This is a genomic window from Parafrankia discariae, from assembly GCF_000373365.1.
Lineage (GTDB): Bacteria > Actinomycetota > Actinomycetes > Frankiales > Frankiaceae > Parafrankia > Parafrankia discariae.
In genome coordinates this window covers 1-17,476 of record NZ_KB891148.1, presented here as the reverse complement: position 1 = coordinate 17,476, position 17,476 = coordinate 1, and the positions used below count along the sequence as shown (strand labels likewise).

Here is a 17,476-nt window from a genome sequence, read left to right as displayed (position 1 = left end):
GGCCGGCACGGCCACGGACGGCGCCATGACCTCCTCGTACGGCGCGGCGGATCGGCGGAGGCGAATCCGACCGCTCGAGCGATGTTGCGCGCCGGGCCGGTTCTCGGCAACGCATGAATGACGAACGAGCAATTCGGGATGCCAATCGCCAGGCACCGCACCCCACCGCACCGCCCACCGGGCGGGCGGGGACCGGGGTCAGCTCTCCGGTGCCGGTGCCTGGGATGCGGCCGCCGGCGGTGCCGCGGCCGCGGCCGGGCCGGGCTCGGTAAACGGCCCCGCGGCCTCGAGGCAGTCCAGGAAGGCGCCGACCACGGGCTGCGGGTCCGGGCGCCACACGGCGTACATCCCGACCGTCGGGGTCGGGTCGACCAGGCGCACCGCGGCGAGCCCGTGACCGGGCGGATGCGCGCCGCGCGCGGCCGAGGCGAACCCGACCACCGGCTTGGTGGTGACCACGATCCCGGTCGCGCCGGAGTCGTCCACCTCGTCGGAGACGGTCAGCGCGATGCCGCAGCGATCGGCCGCGGCCAGGATCGCGTCGTGCATCGCCGGGCTCTGCTCCCGCCGGAACAGGACACACGGCTGGCCGGCCAGCTCCCGGAACGGCACCTCCGAGCGGGCCGCCCAGGGATGGCGCCGGCTGACCACCGCGACCAGCGGCACGGTGAGCACCCGCTGGGAGCGCAGCTGCGCCGAGGGCGGTCCGGCGAAGACCAGCGCGACGTCGAGCCGTCCCTCGGCCAGCGCGGACAGCTGCGGCCCGCTGCGGGCCTCCCACAGCGTCGTCGACACCCCCGGGTACTCGGCCGCCAGGCGCAGCAGCGTCGGCTGTAGCACCCGCTGGCCGGCCGGGTAGTTGAAGCCGATGCTGATCATCCCCGTGCGCCCCGAGGCCGCCTCGCGGGCGACGGTGACGGCCCGCCGGGTGGCGTCGAGCAGCCGGCGGGCCTCCGTCTCGAAGGCGCGGCCGGCGGCGGTCAGCTTGACCTCGTGCGAGCTGCGCGAGACCAGCTCGACACCGATGTCGCGTTCCAGCCGCTGCAGCTGCTGGCTCAGCGAGGGCTGGGCCAGGTGCAGGCGGGCCGCCGCGCGGCCGAAGTGCAGCTCCTCGGCGATGGCGAGGAACGACGCGAGATATCTCAGTTCCACCGCCGACCTCCCACTGGGCGTGGCTCACGTTACCGGTGGGCGCTAACCGCCGGTAACGCGCATGTGTGGACGGCGGAACGGGAATATGGCATGTTGCCCCGGATCATGCCGGGCGGTGCGCCGGGACGGTCAGCCGCGGAACCGCACGGGCAGCTCGGCCAGCCCCCTGATCAGCAGGTTCGGCTTGTAGGGCGGGTTGTTGTCGGTGATCTCGGCCTCGCTGACCCGACGGATGAACCCGGCGAGCAGCAGCTCCATCTCGAGCAGCGCCAGCGGCGCGCCGAGGCAGTAGTGGTGGCCGAGGCTGAACGACAGGTGCCGGGCCGGCGGGCCGCCCGCCGACGAGGTGAACCGCCGCAGGTCGAGCCGGTCCGGGTCGGGGTAGGCCCGCGGGTCCCGGTTCGCGCAGGCGATCAGCGCGACGACGCCCTCGCCGGGCGCGAACAGCCGCCCGGCCACCTCGAGCTCCCGCTTCGCCGCGCGGGTGTTGAGGTGAATCGGCGAGTCGTAGCGCAGCAGCTCCTCGACGGCCGGCCCGATCAGCTCGGGCTCGGCGCGCAGCAGGGCGAGCTGGTCGGGGTTGCGCAGCAGCGCGAGCATCCCGTTGCCGACCAGGTTCACCGTCGTCTCGTGGCCGGCGATGATCAGTGTGACGCAGGTGCCGAGCAGCTCGTCGGCGGTGAGCCGGTCACCGGCATCCTCGACCTGGGCCAGCGCGGAGATCAGGTTGTCGCCGGGCTCGTGCCGGTGCCGCTCGACCAGCGCGCCGAAGTACTCCAGGAACTCGGGGATGGCCCGGTTGCGCTCCGCGAGGGCCTCCGGTGACATCAGCGCGTCGGGGTCGAACGCCCGGGCCAGCGCCTGCGACCAGACCTGGACGGCCGGGTGGTCGGCGGCGGGCACGCCGAGGATCTCGCAGATGACCGTCAGCGGCAGCGGGTAGGCGATCGTCTCGACGAGGTCGAACTCACCGGCGGCGAGCGCGTTGTCGAGGAGCTCGTCGACCAGCGCGGTGATCCGCGGCCGCAGCAGCTGCACGCTGCGCGGGGTGAAGCCCTTGCTGACCAGGCCGCGCAGCCGGGTGTGGTCCGGCGGTTCCATCCACAGGAACGTGGTGGGGAACGACTCCGCCGGCAGCGTCGGGTGCATCTGGTGCGCTTCCAGGTCGTGCCCCCAGTCCTGGTTCGCCAGGACGGCCACGCAGTCGGCGTGCCGGGTCGCGACGGGCAGCCCGAACGGAGTCGTGTGCAGCGCGCCCGCCTCGCGCAGCCGGCTGTAGACGGGGTAGGGGTCGGGTCTGGTCGCCGGGTCGAACAGTTCGGCCAGCAGTGCGGTCGACTCCTCGCCGGTCGGTCCGGATGATCCGGTGCCGGCCGCCGGGACGGCGGTGGACGTGGTCATCGATTCTCCCATTGCCGCACGGTTGTTACCGCGATAACGCCTCGATGTATCGTCCGCTTTCCTTCCGTTCCCCGGCGGGACGATTAACGCCCCCGATGGATCAATAGCGGCCCGGTATCCGTGTTTGACGGCGCCGGGCGGCGGCGCAAGCATTCTCGCGGAAATGTGTGGACGAACCGCCGCCGGTGAACGGCGGCACGAATGTGTCGGGCGGGACCGGCGCCGAGCGCGCCGCGCGCCGCTGTGAGCCGGTCGGCCGGATGCAGATGGAGGGCCCACGATGCACGACGCTCCGGCGGAGGTGGCGATCCCCGTGCCCCGCGCCGTCCCCGTCTCCCCGCCTGCCGTCTCCCCGCCCGCCGGTGACCTGCCCGTGTGCTCGACGGCCGCCGTCGCGCTGGCGGCGGGCACCCTGCACGGCGGCCTGGCCGCGGTCGCGGCCCGCCATCCCGGGCTGCCCCTCGACTTCCCCTCCGCCGGGGCGTCGCTGACGCTGGGCGAGCTCGTCGCCCGCGCGGACGTCCTGGCGGCTGCCCTGACCGGCACCGGCACCGGGGTCGGGGTCGTCGCCGGTGACCGGGTCGGCGTGCTCAGCGACAACGCGCCCGACTTCCTGGTCGCCCTGGCCGGGGTGAGCCGGGCGGGGGCCGCCGCGTGCCCCCTGCCGCTGCCCGCCTCCACCCGTGACCTGCCCGGCTACGCCGCCCGGCTGGCCCGCGCGGTGGCCGTCGCCGGGATCCGGCTCGTGCTGGTCGGTGGCCGGACGGCCCGGATGGCCGACCGCTTCGCCGGGGCCTTCGACGGCGTCCGCCTCGTCCGGGTCGCCGACCTCACGGCGCCGGACACCGACGGCGGCCCGGCTCCGGCCGGCACCGCTCCAGCCGGCACCGCTCCGGCCGGCACCGCTCCAGCCGGCACCGCCCCGGCCGGCCCGGCGGCGGACGTGTCCCCCGACGAGGCCGCGCTGGTCCAGTTCACCTCCGGCAGCACCGCCGCCCCCAAGGGGGTCGTGTTGACGCACCGCAACATCCTCGCCGGGCTGGCCGCGATCATCGACGGTGTCGCGCTGACCGAGGCCGACGGCGGTGGCATCTGGCTGCCGCTGTTCCACGACATGGGTCTGTTCGGCACGCTCGCCGGCATCTTCGCCGGCATGCCGATGACCGTCTGGTCGCCGGCCGCCTTCGTGAAGGACCCGGCCGGCTGGCTGGCCGACTTCCTCGGCCGTGGCGGAAGCGTCGCGCCCATGCCGAACTTCGCCTACGACCACCTGGCGGAGGCCGTCCCGGCGCCGCGGGAGGCCGGCCTGGACCTGAGCGGCTGGCGGGTCGCCTTCAACGGCGCTGAGCCGGTCGAGCCCGCCTCGGTCGAGCGCTTCCTCGCCATCTTCACCCCGGCCGGCTTCCCGCCGGCGGCGCTGATGCCCGTCTACGGGATGGCCGAGGCCACGCTGGCGGTCACCTTCCCGCCGCTGGGCCGCGCCCCGGTGCACCGCTGGGTCGACCGTGACCTGCTCGCCCGCGACGGCGTCGCGCGGGACGTGCCGGCCGGCGCGCCGTCCGCCCGCGGGCTGGCCGGGGTGGGCCGGCCGGTGCGCGCCATGCGGGTGCGGATCGGCGGCCGGGACGGCACCGGTGTGCTCGCCGACGACCAGGTCGGCGAGATCCAGATCAGCGGCGACGCGGTGACGGGCGGCTACCTGACCGACACCGGGGCGCAGCCGGCCGGCGCGTTCACCGCGGACGGCTGGCTGCGCACCGGCGACCTCGGCCTGCTGCGCGACGGCGAGCTGTTCGTCACCGGCCGGGACAAGGAGATGGTGATCGTCCGCGGGGTGAACTACTACCCGCACGACGCCGAGGAGGCCGCCCGGGACGTCCCCGGGGTGCACCGCCGCCGCTGCGTCGCCTACGCCGACCGCACCCCCGAGGGCACCGAGACGATGGCCGTCCTCGCCGAGACCCCGCTGACCGACGACGCCGGGCGCGCGGCCCTGGCCACCGCGATCCGGGTGGCGGTGACCGCCGCGGTCGGCCTCGCCGAGGTCACCGTCGGCCTCGTCGGGCCCGACGCGCTGCCGCGGACGTCCAGTGGGAAGTTCCAGCGCCTCGCCGCGCGCGCGGCGTGCGTACCGACCTGAGTCCCAGGCCCGTTTCCCAGGCAGGTGGAGGCCCATGCACAGCTACGACGTCTTCCGCCGATACGAGCGCCACGTGTGGCGGCTCGCCGACATCCCCTTCGACGAGGTGCGGCCCGAACTGGTCCGCCCCGAGTACGTCCGGATCGCGCGCGGCGCGGTGATGGGCGAGGCGAACTCGATCGCCGCCCAGCACGGCTTCTTCGACGAGTTCGTCGACGACTACGACTTCTCCGCGTTCATCGCGCTGTGGGGCTCCCAGGAGCTCCAGCACCACTTCGCGTTCCGGGCCTGGCTGGACCAGATCGACGCCCAGGTGGCGCCGGGCGCGGTCGCCGCGATGCGGGAGCCCTACGCGCCGGGCACCACCCCGGCGGCCACCCTGGCGACGAACATCATCTCCGAGCTGACGGTCAACCACGTCTACCGCGCGGTCGCCGCCTGGGTGCAGGAGCCGGTGCTGGCCGCGATCATGACGAAGGCGAGCCTGGACGAGGCCGCGCACGCCCGCGAGTTCATCCACTACACGCGGCGCCGGCTGGCCGATCACCCCGACGAGCTCGCCTCCGTGCTGGAGACGCTGTTCATCTACACCGCCGAGCAGCGCATCAAGCACCCGGTGGGCGTGTTCAAGGGCGAGCTGGAGGCTCTGCAGGACCACGACACCATTGACACCGGGTTCACCTACTTCCTCACCCAGGTGGCGACGGAGGGCGAGCTGGCCCATCTGCAGGACAAGATCCGGCGGGCCTTCGGCGCGCTGACCGGCCTGGACCTGACCACCAACGCCCGGGTCCGCCGCAACCTCGCCGAGGTCCTTGGATGACCGCCGAGCCGACGACCACCGTCGAACCGACGACCGTCGCTGAGCCCGGGGCGTCCGCCGGCGAGCAGGAGCTCATGGTCACCCCGTGGGCCGTCCTGGACGACTACCAGTGCTTCGGCTGCTCCCCGCACAACGCCACGGGCCTGCAGCTGCGGTTCCGGGTGCTCCCGGACGGGCTCGGCACCGTCTTCCGGCTGGGTTCCGCGCACGAGTCGTACCCGGGCGTCGTGCACGGCGGCCTGGCCGGGGTGATCTGCGACGAGACGATGGGCAACCTCATCGTGCTGCGCACCGGGACGCCGGCGTTCACCACCGCCATGCGGCTGCGCTACCTGGCGCCGATTCCGGTCGGCGCCCCGCACGAGTGCCGGGCGCGGATCGTCAGCACCGGGGACACCGGCCTGATCAACGCCGAGGCGGACATCCTCGACGCGACCGGCGGGGTCGTCGCCACCGCCCGCGCCACCTACCGCCCGGTCGCCCTCGAGGCGGCCCGTGACCGCATCACGCTCAGCGACGGCGATGCCGGCCTGCTGGCGGACGTCCTGCGTACGTCGACCCTCGCCGCCGTTCCCGCGACGACCTCCGTTCCCGCGACCGCCGCCGTTCCCGCGACGACCTCCCTTCCCGCGACCGCCTCCGAGGAGTCCTGATGTCCACGACCGCCGAGCCGGTGCTCGTCACCGTCACCCAGATCGTCGCCACCGAGCTGGCGACCACCGCGGACGCCATCGACCCCGACCTCGACCTGCGCACCGTCGCCGGCGCCGACTCGGTGAAGGTGCTGCGCATGATCGCCCGTATCGAGCGGGCCTACGACATCGAGCTCGACGACGAGGACGTCTTCACGGTGACCACCGTCCGTGAGGTGACCGACGTCGTCGAGCGGGCGCTGGCCGAGGGCGCGGCGGCATGACAGTCACCGCCACCACCCCGGCCGGCCCGGCGAGGACCGGGACAGCCGCGGCCGGGGTCGCGGACACGAACCAGCACTACGACCTCGACCCGGAGATCTTCGGCCTGTTCCTGGACCCGCGCCGCAAGTACTCCAGCGGTCTCTACCGCTCCGAGGGTCTGACGCTGGAGGACGCCCAGCTCGCCAAGCTGCGTTTCGTCGCCGACCGGCTCGGGCTGCGCGGCGGCGAGCGGACCCTCGATGTGGGCTGCGGCTGGGGCTCGGTCGTGCTGTACCTGGCCGGCGAGCTCGGCTGCCGCGCCGTCGGGATCAGCCCGGCCGGCCGCCAGCACGCCTACATCGCCGCCCGGGCCGCCGAGCTGGGCGTCGCCGAGCTGGTCGAGACCCGCCAGGGCCACTTCGAGACCCTCGACGTCGAACCGGCGTCGTTCGACGCGGTGTCGCTGCTCGGGTCCATCGTGCACATGCCCGACCTCGACCTGGTGTTCCGCCGGGCGCGGGCGGCGCTGCGCCGCAACGGGCGGCTGTACGTCTCCGAGTCCTGCTTCCGCAACGCGGCCGCGCACACGGAGTTCGACCGGCGCGGCGGCACCGAGTTCGTCCGCGACTCGATCTTCGGCTGGGGGGACATGCGCCCACTGTCCGAGCTGGTCCGCGCCGCCGAGGACGCCGGGTTCTCGATCATCTCCGTGGACGACCTGACCGAGGACTACCGCCGCACCATCGAGGACTGGCTGGTCAACGTTGCCGACCGGGCCGACCGGCTCGACGCGATCACCCCCGGCCTGGCGGCCACCCTCACCCGATACCTCCAGGTCGCCAACGCCGGCTGGGGCTTCACCACGAAGCACTACGCGCTGGTCTGCCAGAAGTCGCGCTGACGAGCCGCGGGAGACGAATGATGACCACCACGACTACTGGGACCACCACGACCACCACGGCCACCCGGGCCCCCGTGCTGCGCGGCCCGGTAGACGGGCCCTTCCTGCCCGCGGGCGACCTGGCCGAGGCCGTGACCGACTTCCACCGCGCCGGCGCCGCCGAGCGTCGCTGGGACGTCGAGACCGCCGTCGACTGGGCCGCGGCCGACGCCGGCCGGCTCACCGACGGCCAGCGTTCCGCCGTCCGCTTCATCACCCTGATCGAGGATCACCTACCGGGCTACTTCGCCGTCTACACCCGGCGGTTCCCGCTGACCGACGAGGTCAGCCCGGAGGACTTCGCCCACCACCGCGAGCTGTACCACTTCACCGTCCGCTGGGCGGTCGAGGAGGACAGCCACGCCCGCGCCCTGTTCCGCTACCAGACCGACTCGGGCATCGCCCGTCCCGACGAGCTGCGCCGCGAGCTCGCCGCCGAGGGCCGCAAGCCCTTCGAGCTCCCGCACGACGAGTCGGTGGCGCTGTTCGCCTACGCGCTCGTGCAGGAGAAGGCCACCCAGATCTACTACCAGCAGCTGCGCGCGGTCGTCGGGGACCCGGTGCTCGCCGAGCTGCTCAACCGGCTCAGCCGGGACGAGGCCCGCCACTTCGCGTTCATGGCCGACATCCTGGAGCGGTACCTGCGGGTGTACGGCGACGCGGTGGTCGAACCGATCCGGGACGTGATCGCCCGCTTCCGGATGCCGCTGGCGGACACGATGCGCGGCTACTGGCGCTGGGCACTGCGGATCGCCGACGCGGCCCGCTACGACCACACCGACGCCTACGAGCACCTGATCCGGATCGTGAACCGCGCCGTCGACGCCCCCTCCGACCGGGTCGACGAGCTGAACCGCTTCGTGGCGGCCTGCCGCACGGCCGCCCCGCCCCCACCCGCCACCCCCGCGGCGGCGCCACCGGCCGCGGCCTCGGCGTGACCGCGCCCGGCGGCGGAAGCGTGCCCGGGGCCGGCGGCGGGACGGCCGGCGGGGGAGCGGGCCCGGGCAGGCGGGGGCACGCCGTCGTGCTCGGTGCCAGCGTCGCGGGCCTGCTGGCGGCCCGGGTACTGGCCGAGCACGTCGGCCAGGTGACGATCATCGACCGCGACGACGTCACCGCCACGGCCACCCCCACCGCCACCGGGACCGGCGGCGCCCGCGGCGGGGCGGCGCAGGGCCGGCACCTGCACGCCCTGATGGAACGGGGCCGCCAGATCCTCGACGAGCTCTACCCGGACTTCACCGCCAAGATCGCCGCCGACGGGGTGCCGACGGCGGAGACCCTCGTCGGCACCCGCTGGTACTTCGACGGCGCCCGCGTCACCCCGGTGCCGACCGGCCTCACCTCGGTACTCGCCAGCCGGCCGGCCCTGGAGGCGGCGCTGCGAGCCGCGACGCTCGGCCACGACCGGATCCGGTGGCTCCCCGAACTCCGCGCGGTCGGCCTCGTCCGGGACGCCGAGCCGGCCGCGCGGGACGGCGCTGTCCGGGGGCGGGCTGTGGGGGGGCGCGTCGCCGGGGTGCGGGTCGAGCCGCTCGCCGGGGACACCCCGGCCCGCGCCCTCGAGGCCGACCTCGTCGTCGACGCCACCGGGCGCGGGTCCCGCGCCGTGGAGTGGCTCACCGACCTGGGCTTCGACGTCCCGCGGGCGGAGACTGTCGGCGTCGACCTCGCCTACGCCTCCCGCACCTACCGCCGCCGGCCCACGGATCTCGGTGGCGACCTCGGCGTCATCATCTCGACGCTGCCCGGCACCCGCGGCGGTGGCGCCGTCGCGCAGGAGGGCGACCGCTGGATCGTGACCCTCGCCGGCATGCTCGGCGACCACCCACCGGTCGACGCTCCCGGCTACGAACGCTTCGCGGCCTCCCTGCCCGCCCCCGACATCCACCGCCTCATCCAGGGCGCCGAGCCGCTCGACGACCCGGTCCGCTACCGGTTCCGGGCGTCGCGGCGGCTGCGCTACGACCTGCTGCGTTCCCCGGCGGCCGGTTTCGTCGCGATCGGCGACGCCCTGTGCACCCTCAACCCGCTCTACGCGCAGGGCATGACCGTCGCCGCGCAGCAGGCCCTGGAACTGCGCGGATGCCTGCGCTCGGGCGGCCTGGACAACCTCGCCGCCCGGTACTTCGCCGCGGCCGCCCAGCCGACCTCGCGGGCCTGGTCGATCGCCACCGACTCCGACCTGCGCTACCGCGAGGTCGAGGGCCGCCGCGGGCCCCGGACCAGGATCACCAACGCCTACATCCCCCGGGTCCAGGCGGCGACCCGCTCCGACCCCGTCCTCGCCCGCAACCTGATCCGTGTGGTCAACCTCGTCGACCCTCCGACGATCCTGCTCACCCCCGCGGCCCTGCTGCGGACCGCCCGCCATGCCCTGACCCGTCATGGACAGTCATGACCCGTCGTGGACGGCTTGTGTCGTCCACCTGAAAAGCGGAAGGTCGGCGGTTCGACCCCGCCCCTGCCCACAGGATCTGGGACAACCCGAACCGCGTCCTGGTCGGGAATGCGGAACGTCGGCGTGATGTCCGACCTTGATCTTACACGGATTTCTTCGATCAGCGTGTGTAGGACTGCCCTGCGCAGGGGCTTGCCGCCCTCTTTCGCCGGAGCTTCCGCCAGCAAGGTCAAGATGAGACCTTGGATGTCGCCGATCTTCGCGAGGGGCACGGGATCGGGTGGTTCCTCCACCATCTCGATTTTGATCTTGTCGTGTTCGTCCTGGACCTGGGTGAGCTGTGTCGCGAGGTCTCGGATGCGTTCTCCGCAGGCGTCCTCAGGCATGGTGCCCTCTTCGAACGCGGTCTGGTATTTGCGGATCTTGCCGCGGATCGCGTTGATCTGGTTTTCCAGCCGGGCGAGGTGTTCGCTGTGGTCTTGCTGGGGTTCCGCGGTTCTGGTCTGGTGGGCGGCGATGGCGGCGTCGAAGATCGTCGAAGTGCTGTAGGTCTTGATGAGGGCGTTGAGGACGGCGTCCTCGAGGGCGTCCGCGGGTAGCCGGTCGTTGTCGCAGCGGCTCTTGCCGAAGCGTTGCCGGTTGTGGCAGAGGTAGTAGCGGTACTCGCGGGATCGTCCGTGGGCGAGGGCTCCGGTGTAGGCGGCGTTGCAGCGGTCGCAGACGACGCGGCCGGTGAGTTCGTACTCGGCGGGGTTCGAGGCGCGCAAGCTGTGATCTCTGGATCGGGCATCGAGGATCTTCGTGGCCTTGGCGAAGGTCTCGCTGTCGACCAGCGGTGTGTGCGGGGCTGGGTGCCAGGAATCGTCGTAGTAGATCTCACCGGTGTAGACGCGGTTGCGGAGCAGGGTCGTGATGTAGCGGTCGGACCAGAGTCCTCCGTCGCGGGTCCGCAGTCCCTTCTCGTTGAGGTGGTTCGCAATTGCTTTGCTGCCGAGATGGCGTCGGGTGTATAGCTGGAAGATTTCCTCGATGATGAGTGCGTGGTCGGGTACGGGGACGAGGAAGAGTTTGTTCTCGTCCACGGTGTAGCCGTATGGGGTCCTGCCGGCATGCCATCCGCCCTTGGCGGACTTCGCGCGCAGCGCCTTGCGGATGCGGTCGATCATGGCGGCGCGTTCGAACTCGGCGAACATGCCCAGGATCTGCATCAGCATGCGCCCGATGTGGGTGGATGTATCGAACGGCTCGGTGGCCGATCTGAACGTGACGCCTGTCTTGTCGAGCTCGTCGACGATCTGGCAGAGAACCCGCAGCGAGCGGGCGATGCGGTCGACCCGGTAGACAAGAAGGACGTCGTAGCGGTGGGCTCGGGCATCCGATATGGCCTGGAGCAGCCCAGGCCGGTCCATCGTGGCACCGGACTTACGGTCGCGATAGATCTTGACGATAGTCCAGCCTGGCTGACTCGCGACGAACTTCCTCAGCCCGGCTTCCTGCCCGTCCAGGGAGTAGGGCTGGTTTTCCTCATCGGTCGAGGCCCGAAGAGAAAGCGCCACCCGGATAGTCGGTTGCGGAATGGTCGATCCCCAGAGGGTGCCGGAGTTCGGCGTGGTCATTCGTCGTCCCGGCTGTCGCCGGTTGCGGGGGTGTCCTGTGGGTGGCGTTCCCCCGCCAGTTGCAGGGGGAGTATGTGGAACATCGGCTTCTCTCGGTCCCATTCTGTGGATTGACGCCGTCGGATCGGCGACGGTGATTGTCGCTCTCCGTATCGGTGGTGTCAAATTGTCTCAATTTCCGGAGGGCTTCCTTGATGAGGAATGGGCCCGTCGGGAGGGAAATGCAGTGCGATGAGGTCGGCGAGTGCTTGAACGGCATCGGCGAATTGCTGGGGAGTCATCGTGGTGAGGAGAGCCGGGCGCAGGGGAGGTAGCCCAGAGATCGACCTGGCCGCTTTTGGCGGCGGCGGTGTACTGGGCGCCGCCGGTTGGTGGGGAGCGGGGTCTTGGCGGACCTGCTCCGCGTGACGGGTGGACCTACGGGGCTGGGTGGGTTCCGTGCCGGACTCCTCGGAGAGATCTGCCGGGTCCGCGCTGCGCTCCTATGGTGAGCGAAGGAACCTGACGGTGATCTGACTGTTGTTGCGTCTGCAACTTGTGTCAGATCACCGTCAGATCACGTTCTCCCAGGTCAGGCCTGTTGTCGGGCCTGCTGGCCGGGCGCAGGTAGGGGCGGCGGGTGGGCTACGTGGCGGGCGCGCGAAGAGGGATGTCTACGGGGGCGGTGACGTGGAGGGAGCGCCGGACGCTTGGGCAGCGCGAGCGCTGTGCAGGGCGACGAGCCCGAGAGGGGATCAGACGGTTGCCGCCCAGGCCGACGATGCGGGCGGCGGTGACGGTGTCCACGAGCGGGTCGTCCGCCGCGCCGGTGGAAATGGACAGCGAGGAGGCTTCCCTCCCGGGGCGGCAGGTTGCCCCGCGAGCGCACTGAGATTGCGGAGAAACGTGTGCGGCGTGGCGGTAGGGCGGATGGTCGATGATGACTCTGGCGTCGTGTTCCGGTAGCGCGGGACAACCGAGGCGGCGGCTGACCATGGAGTGCGGTGGACCGCGATATAGCACGGTCGAGGTTCCCGGTAGCGTTGGTGGGAATTTCACTATGGTTGGGCAGATAGCGAGATTTTCGATCTTGGCGGAGGTGGGAAACGGTGCGGGCGGGCTGTGGCTTCTGGGTAGAGCCCTTGGGCTTCGGGGTGGTTGTGGGCTGGACGGTGAATGGATTGATCCCGCGGCACCTCGGGTCGGGCGGGACGGAGGCCGGGGAGCTCGGTTTCTCCGCAACAGGATCTCGGTGGATACCGCTTGGTGAACGGCAGCTGGCAGCCGGGGTAGCTGTTCGGGTCCGAGTGAACTCCAGGGTGTCTGACGGTGATCTGACACAGATCTGACACCTGATCATTCCCGTCCTCCGAGGCGATGTGTCAGATCACCGTCAGATCACCGTCAGGTCGCTTCCGGACGCCCCTTCGCCTCATCTACCTGGGCGTGGACGAGTGTCAGATCACCGTCAGATGTGGTGTGGCGTCCTTGGAGTCGACGGAACGCTGGCTCCAAGGACGGGAGACATCCATCGTGCTGCGCGACTCTGATAACGCTGCGGAATCATCGTTGGATCGGTCCGAGATCTTCCTGACGCTGCTGGAATCCCCGGGTGGATCGGGGGTGAACGGCGCTGATGTCCCGAGGCAGGCCGACCGGTGGTTCAGCCTGCGGGAGTTGCGGATGGAGATGACTGGGCCGCAGACACCGTTGGCGGCCCGGCCCGCTGCGCGGGCGTCTCTTCCGTGTTCACGGGAGTCGGACACGTGGAATGCCGCGGCAGTGGGGATGGCAATGCTGGTGCTGCGTCATAGCGCCGCAGCGCTGGCCCCTGTCTACCGCGGGGATATCGCCGACCTCGACGCGGAGGCGCTGCCCGGCTTTATCGATGTTTTCGTCGGGCTGCCGGCCGGGGTGCGGGGAATCGGGGCCCGAGTGGTGCTCGGCGGGCACCGGGCGGGCCTGGTGCAGGCGGCCTCCTACCGCAGGGCTGCGATGGACCTGCCGGTGCTGGCAGTGCTGACGCCGTGGCCGTGGACGGAAGCCCAGCGGTTGCTGGCACAGGCGACCGAACGAGAGGTGACCATCCCGGAGGACGCCCATCTGCTGCAGGTGAACCGCCTGCAGAGCGTGAAGTTGGCCCAGCCATCTACATCCGTGCCGTCCCCCTCCGGCGGGGATGCGCGCGCTCCCTCCGACGGCCCCTCCCCCAAGGGCTCCGAAGGCGCTCCGGAGCAGGGCACGGCGTGGACGGCGGCGGCGGCCCGCCTCGTGATCGATCAGGCCGACACCGCCGCGTTGCGGGTCGCCGCAGGCCGGCACACCCGCGTGCTCGAAGCCGGGCGCGATCTCCGACCCGCCCTGCTGGGAGGCAGCCAGTGAGCGGCGCCGAGCAGAGACTGCTGGAAGTGGCCGGGCGGATGACCAGCCGGGACCGGTGGATGTTCGCGATGCTGCACGAGCACCGGGTCCTGACCAGCCACCATCTGACCCGCCTCGCGTTCGACGGCGACCGGATGGCCCGGATGCGACTGGCGACCCTGCACCGGCTGCAGACCGTCGACCGGATGCGCCCCTACTACGGCCAAGGCCGCGGTACCGGCCCCTACCACTACATGCTCGGGCCGGTCGGCGCGGCGATTCTCGCCGCCGGGCGCGGCCAGAGCGTCGCCGACCTCGGCTACCGCCGCGACAAACTGCACGCCTGGGTGAGCTCGCCCCGCCTCGGTCACCTTGTCGGCGTCAACGCGGTCTTCACCGCCTGGGTGTATGCCAGCCGCACCCGCCCCGACAACGAAGGACTGACCGTCTGGTGGTCCGAACGGCGTGCCGCCGCCCTGTGGCGGCAGTGGATCCGCCCGGACGGCTACGGCACCTGGCAGGCCGGCCAGCGCCGGCTCGACTTCTTCGTCGAGTTCGACACCGGCACCGAATCCCTCTCTCAGATCGCGCGCAAGATCCCCGGCTACACGAGGCTCGCTGCCTCCAGCGGCCTGACCAGCCCCGTCCTGATCTGGCTGCCGGTCCACCTACCGGGAACGGGAACTGCGCGCCCGGCTCGCCGCCACCCCGGCCGGCGTCGTCATCGTCACCGCCGCCCCCGCCCCCCTGACCGCCCCGACGACTGCGGCCGACCCGCCCGACCTCGCCCCCGCCCGGCAAGTGTGGCTGCCCCTGCACACCACCACCCGCACCGACCTCGACGAACTCACCACCCGCTACGGCACCCCGATCCGCACCCGCCCCCCAGCCGACAACCCCGACCCGCACGACCACCGCCATGAGCCGGACCCGGCACCGACACCCCGCCCACCCACGCCGCAGTTCGGGCCGCGGTCCCCCCTCGGCCCCGCGTGAGCCGGCGCCGTCGGACTGCGCGCGCTGCCGCTCGCCCTGCGGATCCTCGCTGGCGGTGTCGCGGCCGGGCTCCTCGGCGGCGGGGCCGACTGCGGCAGCAGCTGCCGTCAGCATCGCAGGCCCGCCGCGCAGGAGATTCCCGCCGACTACCCGTGGCTGTAGGTCGCGGCGGCGGCGACCTGGCCGGGGTTGCCGCGTACCGTGCTGGCCGCCGTTGGCGAAGTCGAGACCGGCCATGGGCTCTCCCCAGGGACAACCCCGGAAATCGGATACTCGCGTTCTATGGTCCGTAGGCCATTGACATTACCCATGCCGAAATTTACATTGGTAGCGTGGAATGATTTAATGCGGGGCGAGAAAAGTCCTAGCGTGGAAATTTAAGCCAAAACCGCCTGTCGCGAGGCTACCCATCCCGCTGCCGCGCAAGAAACCGTCCTCGCCTCGGGCCACCCGGCGAGCCGCATGCACCGGAACCCCTCCTGCCATGCAGGCTAAATCGAAACCCCCACCCTCCGTTATACCCTCCATTATTCCCGCGGATATTCCCTCCAGTATTCCCTCCGATTAAGGGTGGAGGGGGAGCTGGCCGGTGAAAGAGCAGGTCAGTGGCCCGTGGCCCCCTCTGATGGTCGGCCAGGCTACGCCGCCCGGAGGCTGGAAAACTCGTGCGGCGGCCCGGCGCCCGCCCGGGGGGCGGACACCGGCCCACCTCGCGGTTTTCCGCCTCCGGGCGGCTATCCGTTTTGGGTCCGGCCCGCGCCGAACTTCAGGTCTTCAGGGGATTCGCCGGCTGCTGCCGGCCGGGCGATGTCAGCCCGCGTGGCTTGCGCGGATATGTGCTCGCGTCGTCGGAGTGTTCTGCGGCGCCGGCGGTTCGATGGCCGAGTTTTGGCCCGCCGCGTGTATCAGAATGTGATTGTGAGAGGGCTGTCTGGTTTGCGGATCAGTCCGGATGCCTGGTGCGTGAGACCGGCGAGGCTGCGGTAGGCGGTCACGGTGGGGATCGCTGCCCGGTCGCTGTTCCAGGTGTGGATACCTTCGATCAGCTGGTCGGCCAGGTCGTGGCGGTTCGGGCCGTGGCCGATGACGCCGAGCATGTGACGGCCGGGCGCGGCGTGGTTGCGGGCGAGGCTGAGGTAGGCGAGTGAGTCGCCCTCGACGAGGGCCGGGCTGCGCTGGGGTATCGCGGGCGCGCACAGGGCGGACTTCACTGCCTCGGGGGTGGCCGCGATGCGGCAGCACCCGGGCTCGGTGGCGGTCAGGCGCAGCCAGATCCCGTCGAAGGGGTCGTAGGGTCCGACCTCGACGCCGGACAAGGCGATCGTCCGCTTCCGGGCGAGTACGCCGGTGAGGGCGTCGGGGTCGATGGCCTGGTCCTGATCCCAGTGCAGCGCGACGAGGTCGCCGGGGTGGATCGGGGCGGTCCGCTCGCCTTCCTGTCCGATCATGGGGACAAAGCCGCAGAGCTCCACCGACTCGCTGATCATCCGGTCGCCGTCGCGGCGGAAGGCCACCGCTCGGGTCTGGCCCCGCCAGCGCAGGGGCAGGACGAGCCGGCCGCCGGGGGTGAGCTGGTCCCACCAGGCGCTGGAGATGTCCCAGACGCCCACCGTGGCGATCAGCCGATCGTGAACGTGGCCGTCCGGGTCACCGAAGACACCGTCCCCGGTGAGGACCGTGACCGCCTCGACGCCGGTCGCGGCGAGGGCGGCGGTCGCGCCGCTGGTGACGTCGGGGTCGATGTCGATGGTGGTGACGTGCCCGCCGGGCCCGGCCAGGTGCGCGAGGTGAAAGTCGGCCCGGAGCGCGGTACTGGTCTTTCGGCCAGTCCGTTTCTCCGGGCCGCTTCCCGCACCCGGCGTGCGGCTCTCACCGCAACGGGCGCTCCACAGGTCCTGCCGTGCCTCGGTCCCTCATCGCCCGGCCAGTGGCCACGGTGCTGGGATCGCTGCTCCCCGGTAGCGGTAGCGTGTTGTATGCACCGCCCCCGCGTTAAACAGCGCCACTGTTTCGCCCGATGGCCACCACCGGCCGCCGCAGTACCGGCGCCGCAGCTCCTTCCAGTTCATCTTTCGGTGTTTCCTGCGCAACCATCTGATCACGCGGCCCCATGCATAGTGGCCAACGTAGTTGAAGGCTTTGCTGGACACCCCCGGTCGGAAGTACGTACACCAGCCTCGCAACATCCTATTGATATTAAACAGCAGGACGTCGAGCGGAAGATTTGGCCCTGTCTGGCGACACTGATCCTTAACCTTTCCCGTCACGGTATGAACCGCATTCCGTGACGGATAGGTATAGACGTAGTGCCGGTTCGTGCCTCTCTTGTGATGGCGCTGAATGCGCCACCCAAGGAAATCGAGGCCTTCCTCGATATGGGTGATCAGCGTCTTCTCCGCTGACAGGCTCAGGCCCATTCCGGAGAGGACTTCCGCGATCTCGTCCCGTAAGGCCTCGGCGTCGGACCGGGAGCCCGACACCATTAGACACCAGTCGTCGGCTTATGCCGAGGTCCGGGTTATGCCGGCCCTGGCTCTGGTTTTCCTGGTCAGGGCGATGAGCGGCTTCCTGATCTCGGCATAATCCTGCGGGACCGGGTGGTGGTCTGCCTGTCTGGAGTGGTCGTGTTCCTCCAGGCGAGGAGATCATCATGGAGATGGGTGCGGGTCGGGGCTGCGTGCAGCCGGATATGGCGCTGCTGGCGGAGTTCGGTGGCTGGCTGGACCGAGAGCGGGGTCTGTCGCCGGTGTCGGTGCGCTGCTATTGCAAGC

The 17,476-nt window shown here is 71.3% G+C and carries 14 protein-coding genes, 1 tRNA gene and 1 pseudogene; 11 read left to right on the top strand and 5 right to left on the bottom strand.

The window, feature by feature from the left end; genetic code table 11:
- Positions 1 to 198: 198 nt before the first annotated feature.
- Together B056_RS0107715 and B056_RS0107710 are read right to left on the bottom strand one after the other, a co-directional pair.
- Positions 199 to 1,152 carry a LysR family transcriptional regulator gene (locus B056_RS0107715; protein ID WP_018501306.1) on the bottom strand — a complete coding sequence of 318 codons (954 nt, stop codon included), beginning with the start codon at positions 1,150 to 1,152 and terminating at the stop codon, positions 199 to 201.
- 129 nt (positions 1,153 to 1,281) lie between these two features.
- Positions 1,282 to 2,553 (bottom strand): cytochrome P450, encoded by a 1,272-nt coding sequence (locus tag B056_RS0107710; RefSeq protein ID WP_020572376.1) that lies wholly within the window; start codon positions 2,551 to 2,553, stop codon positions 1,282 to 1,284.
- Between the two features lie 280 nt (positions 2,554 to 2,833).
- Here B056_RS0107710 and B056_RS0107705 point away from each other — a divergent pair, with 280 nt between their 5' ends.
- The 9 genes from B056_RS0107705 (at position 2,834) to B056_RS42515 (ending at position 10,352) form a co-directional block, all read left to right on the top strand.
- Entirely contained in the window at positions 2,834 to 4,693 is a 1,860-nt protein-coding gene (locus tag B056_RS0107705) for an AMP-binding protein (protein WP_018501304.1), read from the top strand.
- 34 nt (positions 4,694 to 4,727) lie between these two features.
- Positions 4,728 to 5,516 carry a ferritin-like domain-containing protein gene (locus B056_RS0107700; RefSeq protein WP_018501303.1) on the top strand — a complete coding sequence of 263 codons (789 nt, stop codon included), beginning with the start codon at positions 4,728 to 4,730 and terminating at the stop codon, positions 5,514 to 5,516.
- Positions 5,513 to 6,169, top strand: a complete 657-nt coding sequence (locus B056_RS0107695; RefSeq protein WP_018501302.1) for a PaaI family thioesterase — start codon at positions 5,513 to 5,515, stop codon at positions 6,167 to 6,169. The genes B056_RS0107700 and B056_RS0107695 overlap by 4 nt, the downstream gene beginning before the upstream one ends.
- Positions 6,169 to 6,432, top strand: coding sequence for an acyl carrier protein (locus B056_RS0107690; RefSeq protein WP_018501301.1), 264 nt, complete (start codon positions 6,169 to 6,171; stop codon positions 6,430 to 6,432). The genes B056_RS0107695 and B056_RS0107690 overlap by 1 nt, the downstream gene beginning before the upstream one ends.
- Positions 6,429 to 7,313: an SAM-dependent methyltransferase gene (locus tag B056_RS0107685; protein ID WP_018501300.1), complete on the top strand. Its 885-nt coding sequence runs from the start codon at positions 6,429 to 6,431 to the stop codon at positions 7,311 to 7,313. The genes B056_RS0107690 and B056_RS0107685 overlap by 4 nt, the downstream gene beginning before the upstream one ends.
- 17 nt (positions 7,314 to 7,330) lie before the next feature.
- On the top strand, positions 7,331 to 8,290 hold the full coding sequence (locus B056_RS0107680) for an acyl-ACP desaturase (RefSeq protein ID WP_018501299.1): 960 nt from the start codon (positions 7,331 to 7,333) through the stop codon (positions 8,288 to 8,290).
- Positions 8,287 to 9,753 (top strand): FAD-dependent oxidoreductase, encoded by a 1,467-nt coding sequence (locus B056_RS0107675; RefSeq protein WP_020572375.1) that lies wholly within the window; start codon positions 8,287 to 8,289, stop codon positions 9,751 to 9,753. Before B056_RS0107680 ends, B056_RS0107675 begins: the two co-directional genes overlap by 4 nt.
- Before the next feature lie 6 nt (positions 9,754 to 9,759).
- Positions 9,760 to 9,823: transfer RNA gene (locus B056_RS42520), tRNA-Phe, on the top strand.
- A gap of 172 nt (positions 9,824 to 9,995) precedes the next feature.
- Positions 9,996 to 10,352: a hypothetical protein gene (locus B056_RS42515; protein WP_154676905.1), complete on the top strand. Its 357-nt coding sequence runs from the start codon at positions 9,996 to 9,998 to the stop codon at positions 10,350 to 10,352.
- Between the two features lie 18 nt (positions 10,353 to 10,370).
- Here the strand turns inward: B056_RS42515 and B056_RS45970 are convergent.
- Positions 10,371 to 11,369 (bottom strand): annotated as a pseudogene (locus B056_RS45970) (recombinase family protein); the annotation flags it as partial.
- Between the two features lie 1,773 nt (positions 11,370 to 13,142).
- On the opposite strand from B056_RS45970, the gene B056_RS35700 reads away from it, so the two are divergent.
- Both B056_RS35700 and B056_RS45325 read left to right on the top strand, forming a co-directional pair.
- The gene (locus tag B056_RS35700) at positions 13,143 to 13,730 is read left to right on the top strand and encodes a hypothetical protein (RefSeq protein WP_154676904.1); all 588 of its coding nucleotides are present in this window, start codon (positions 13,143 to 13,145) and stop codon (positions 13,728 to 13,730) included.
- The gene (locus tag B056_RS45325; RefSeq protein ID WP_268258357.1) at positions 13,727 to 14,632 is read left to right on the top strand and encodes a replication-relaxation family protein; all 906 of its coding nucleotides are present in this window, start codon (positions 13,727 to 13,729) and stop codon (positions 14,630 to 14,632) included. Before B056_RS35700 ends, B056_RS45325 begins: the two co-directional genes overlap by 4 nt.
- Positions 14,633 to 15,610: 978 nt before the next feature.
- Here the strand turns inward: B056_RS45325 and B056_RS35690 are convergent.
- Together B056_RS35690 and B056_RS40385 are read right to left on the bottom strand one after the other, a co-directional pair.
- Positions 15,611 to 16,483: a class I SAM-dependent methyltransferase gene (locus B056_RS35690; RefSeq protein ID WP_076784661.1), complete on the bottom strand. Its 873-nt coding sequence runs from the start codon at positions 16,481 to 16,483 to the stop codon at positions 15,611 to 15,613.
- A 135-nt stretch (positions 16,484 to 16,618) separates the two neighbouring features.
- Complete coding sequence (locus B056_RS40385; RefSeq protein WP_230202879.1) at positions 16,619 to 17,122, bottom strand: group II intron maturase-specific domain-containing protein; 504 nt, start codon at positions 17,120 to 17,122, stop codon at positions 16,619 to 16,621.
- Between the last annotated feature and the right edge of the window lie 354 nt (positions 17,123 to 17,476).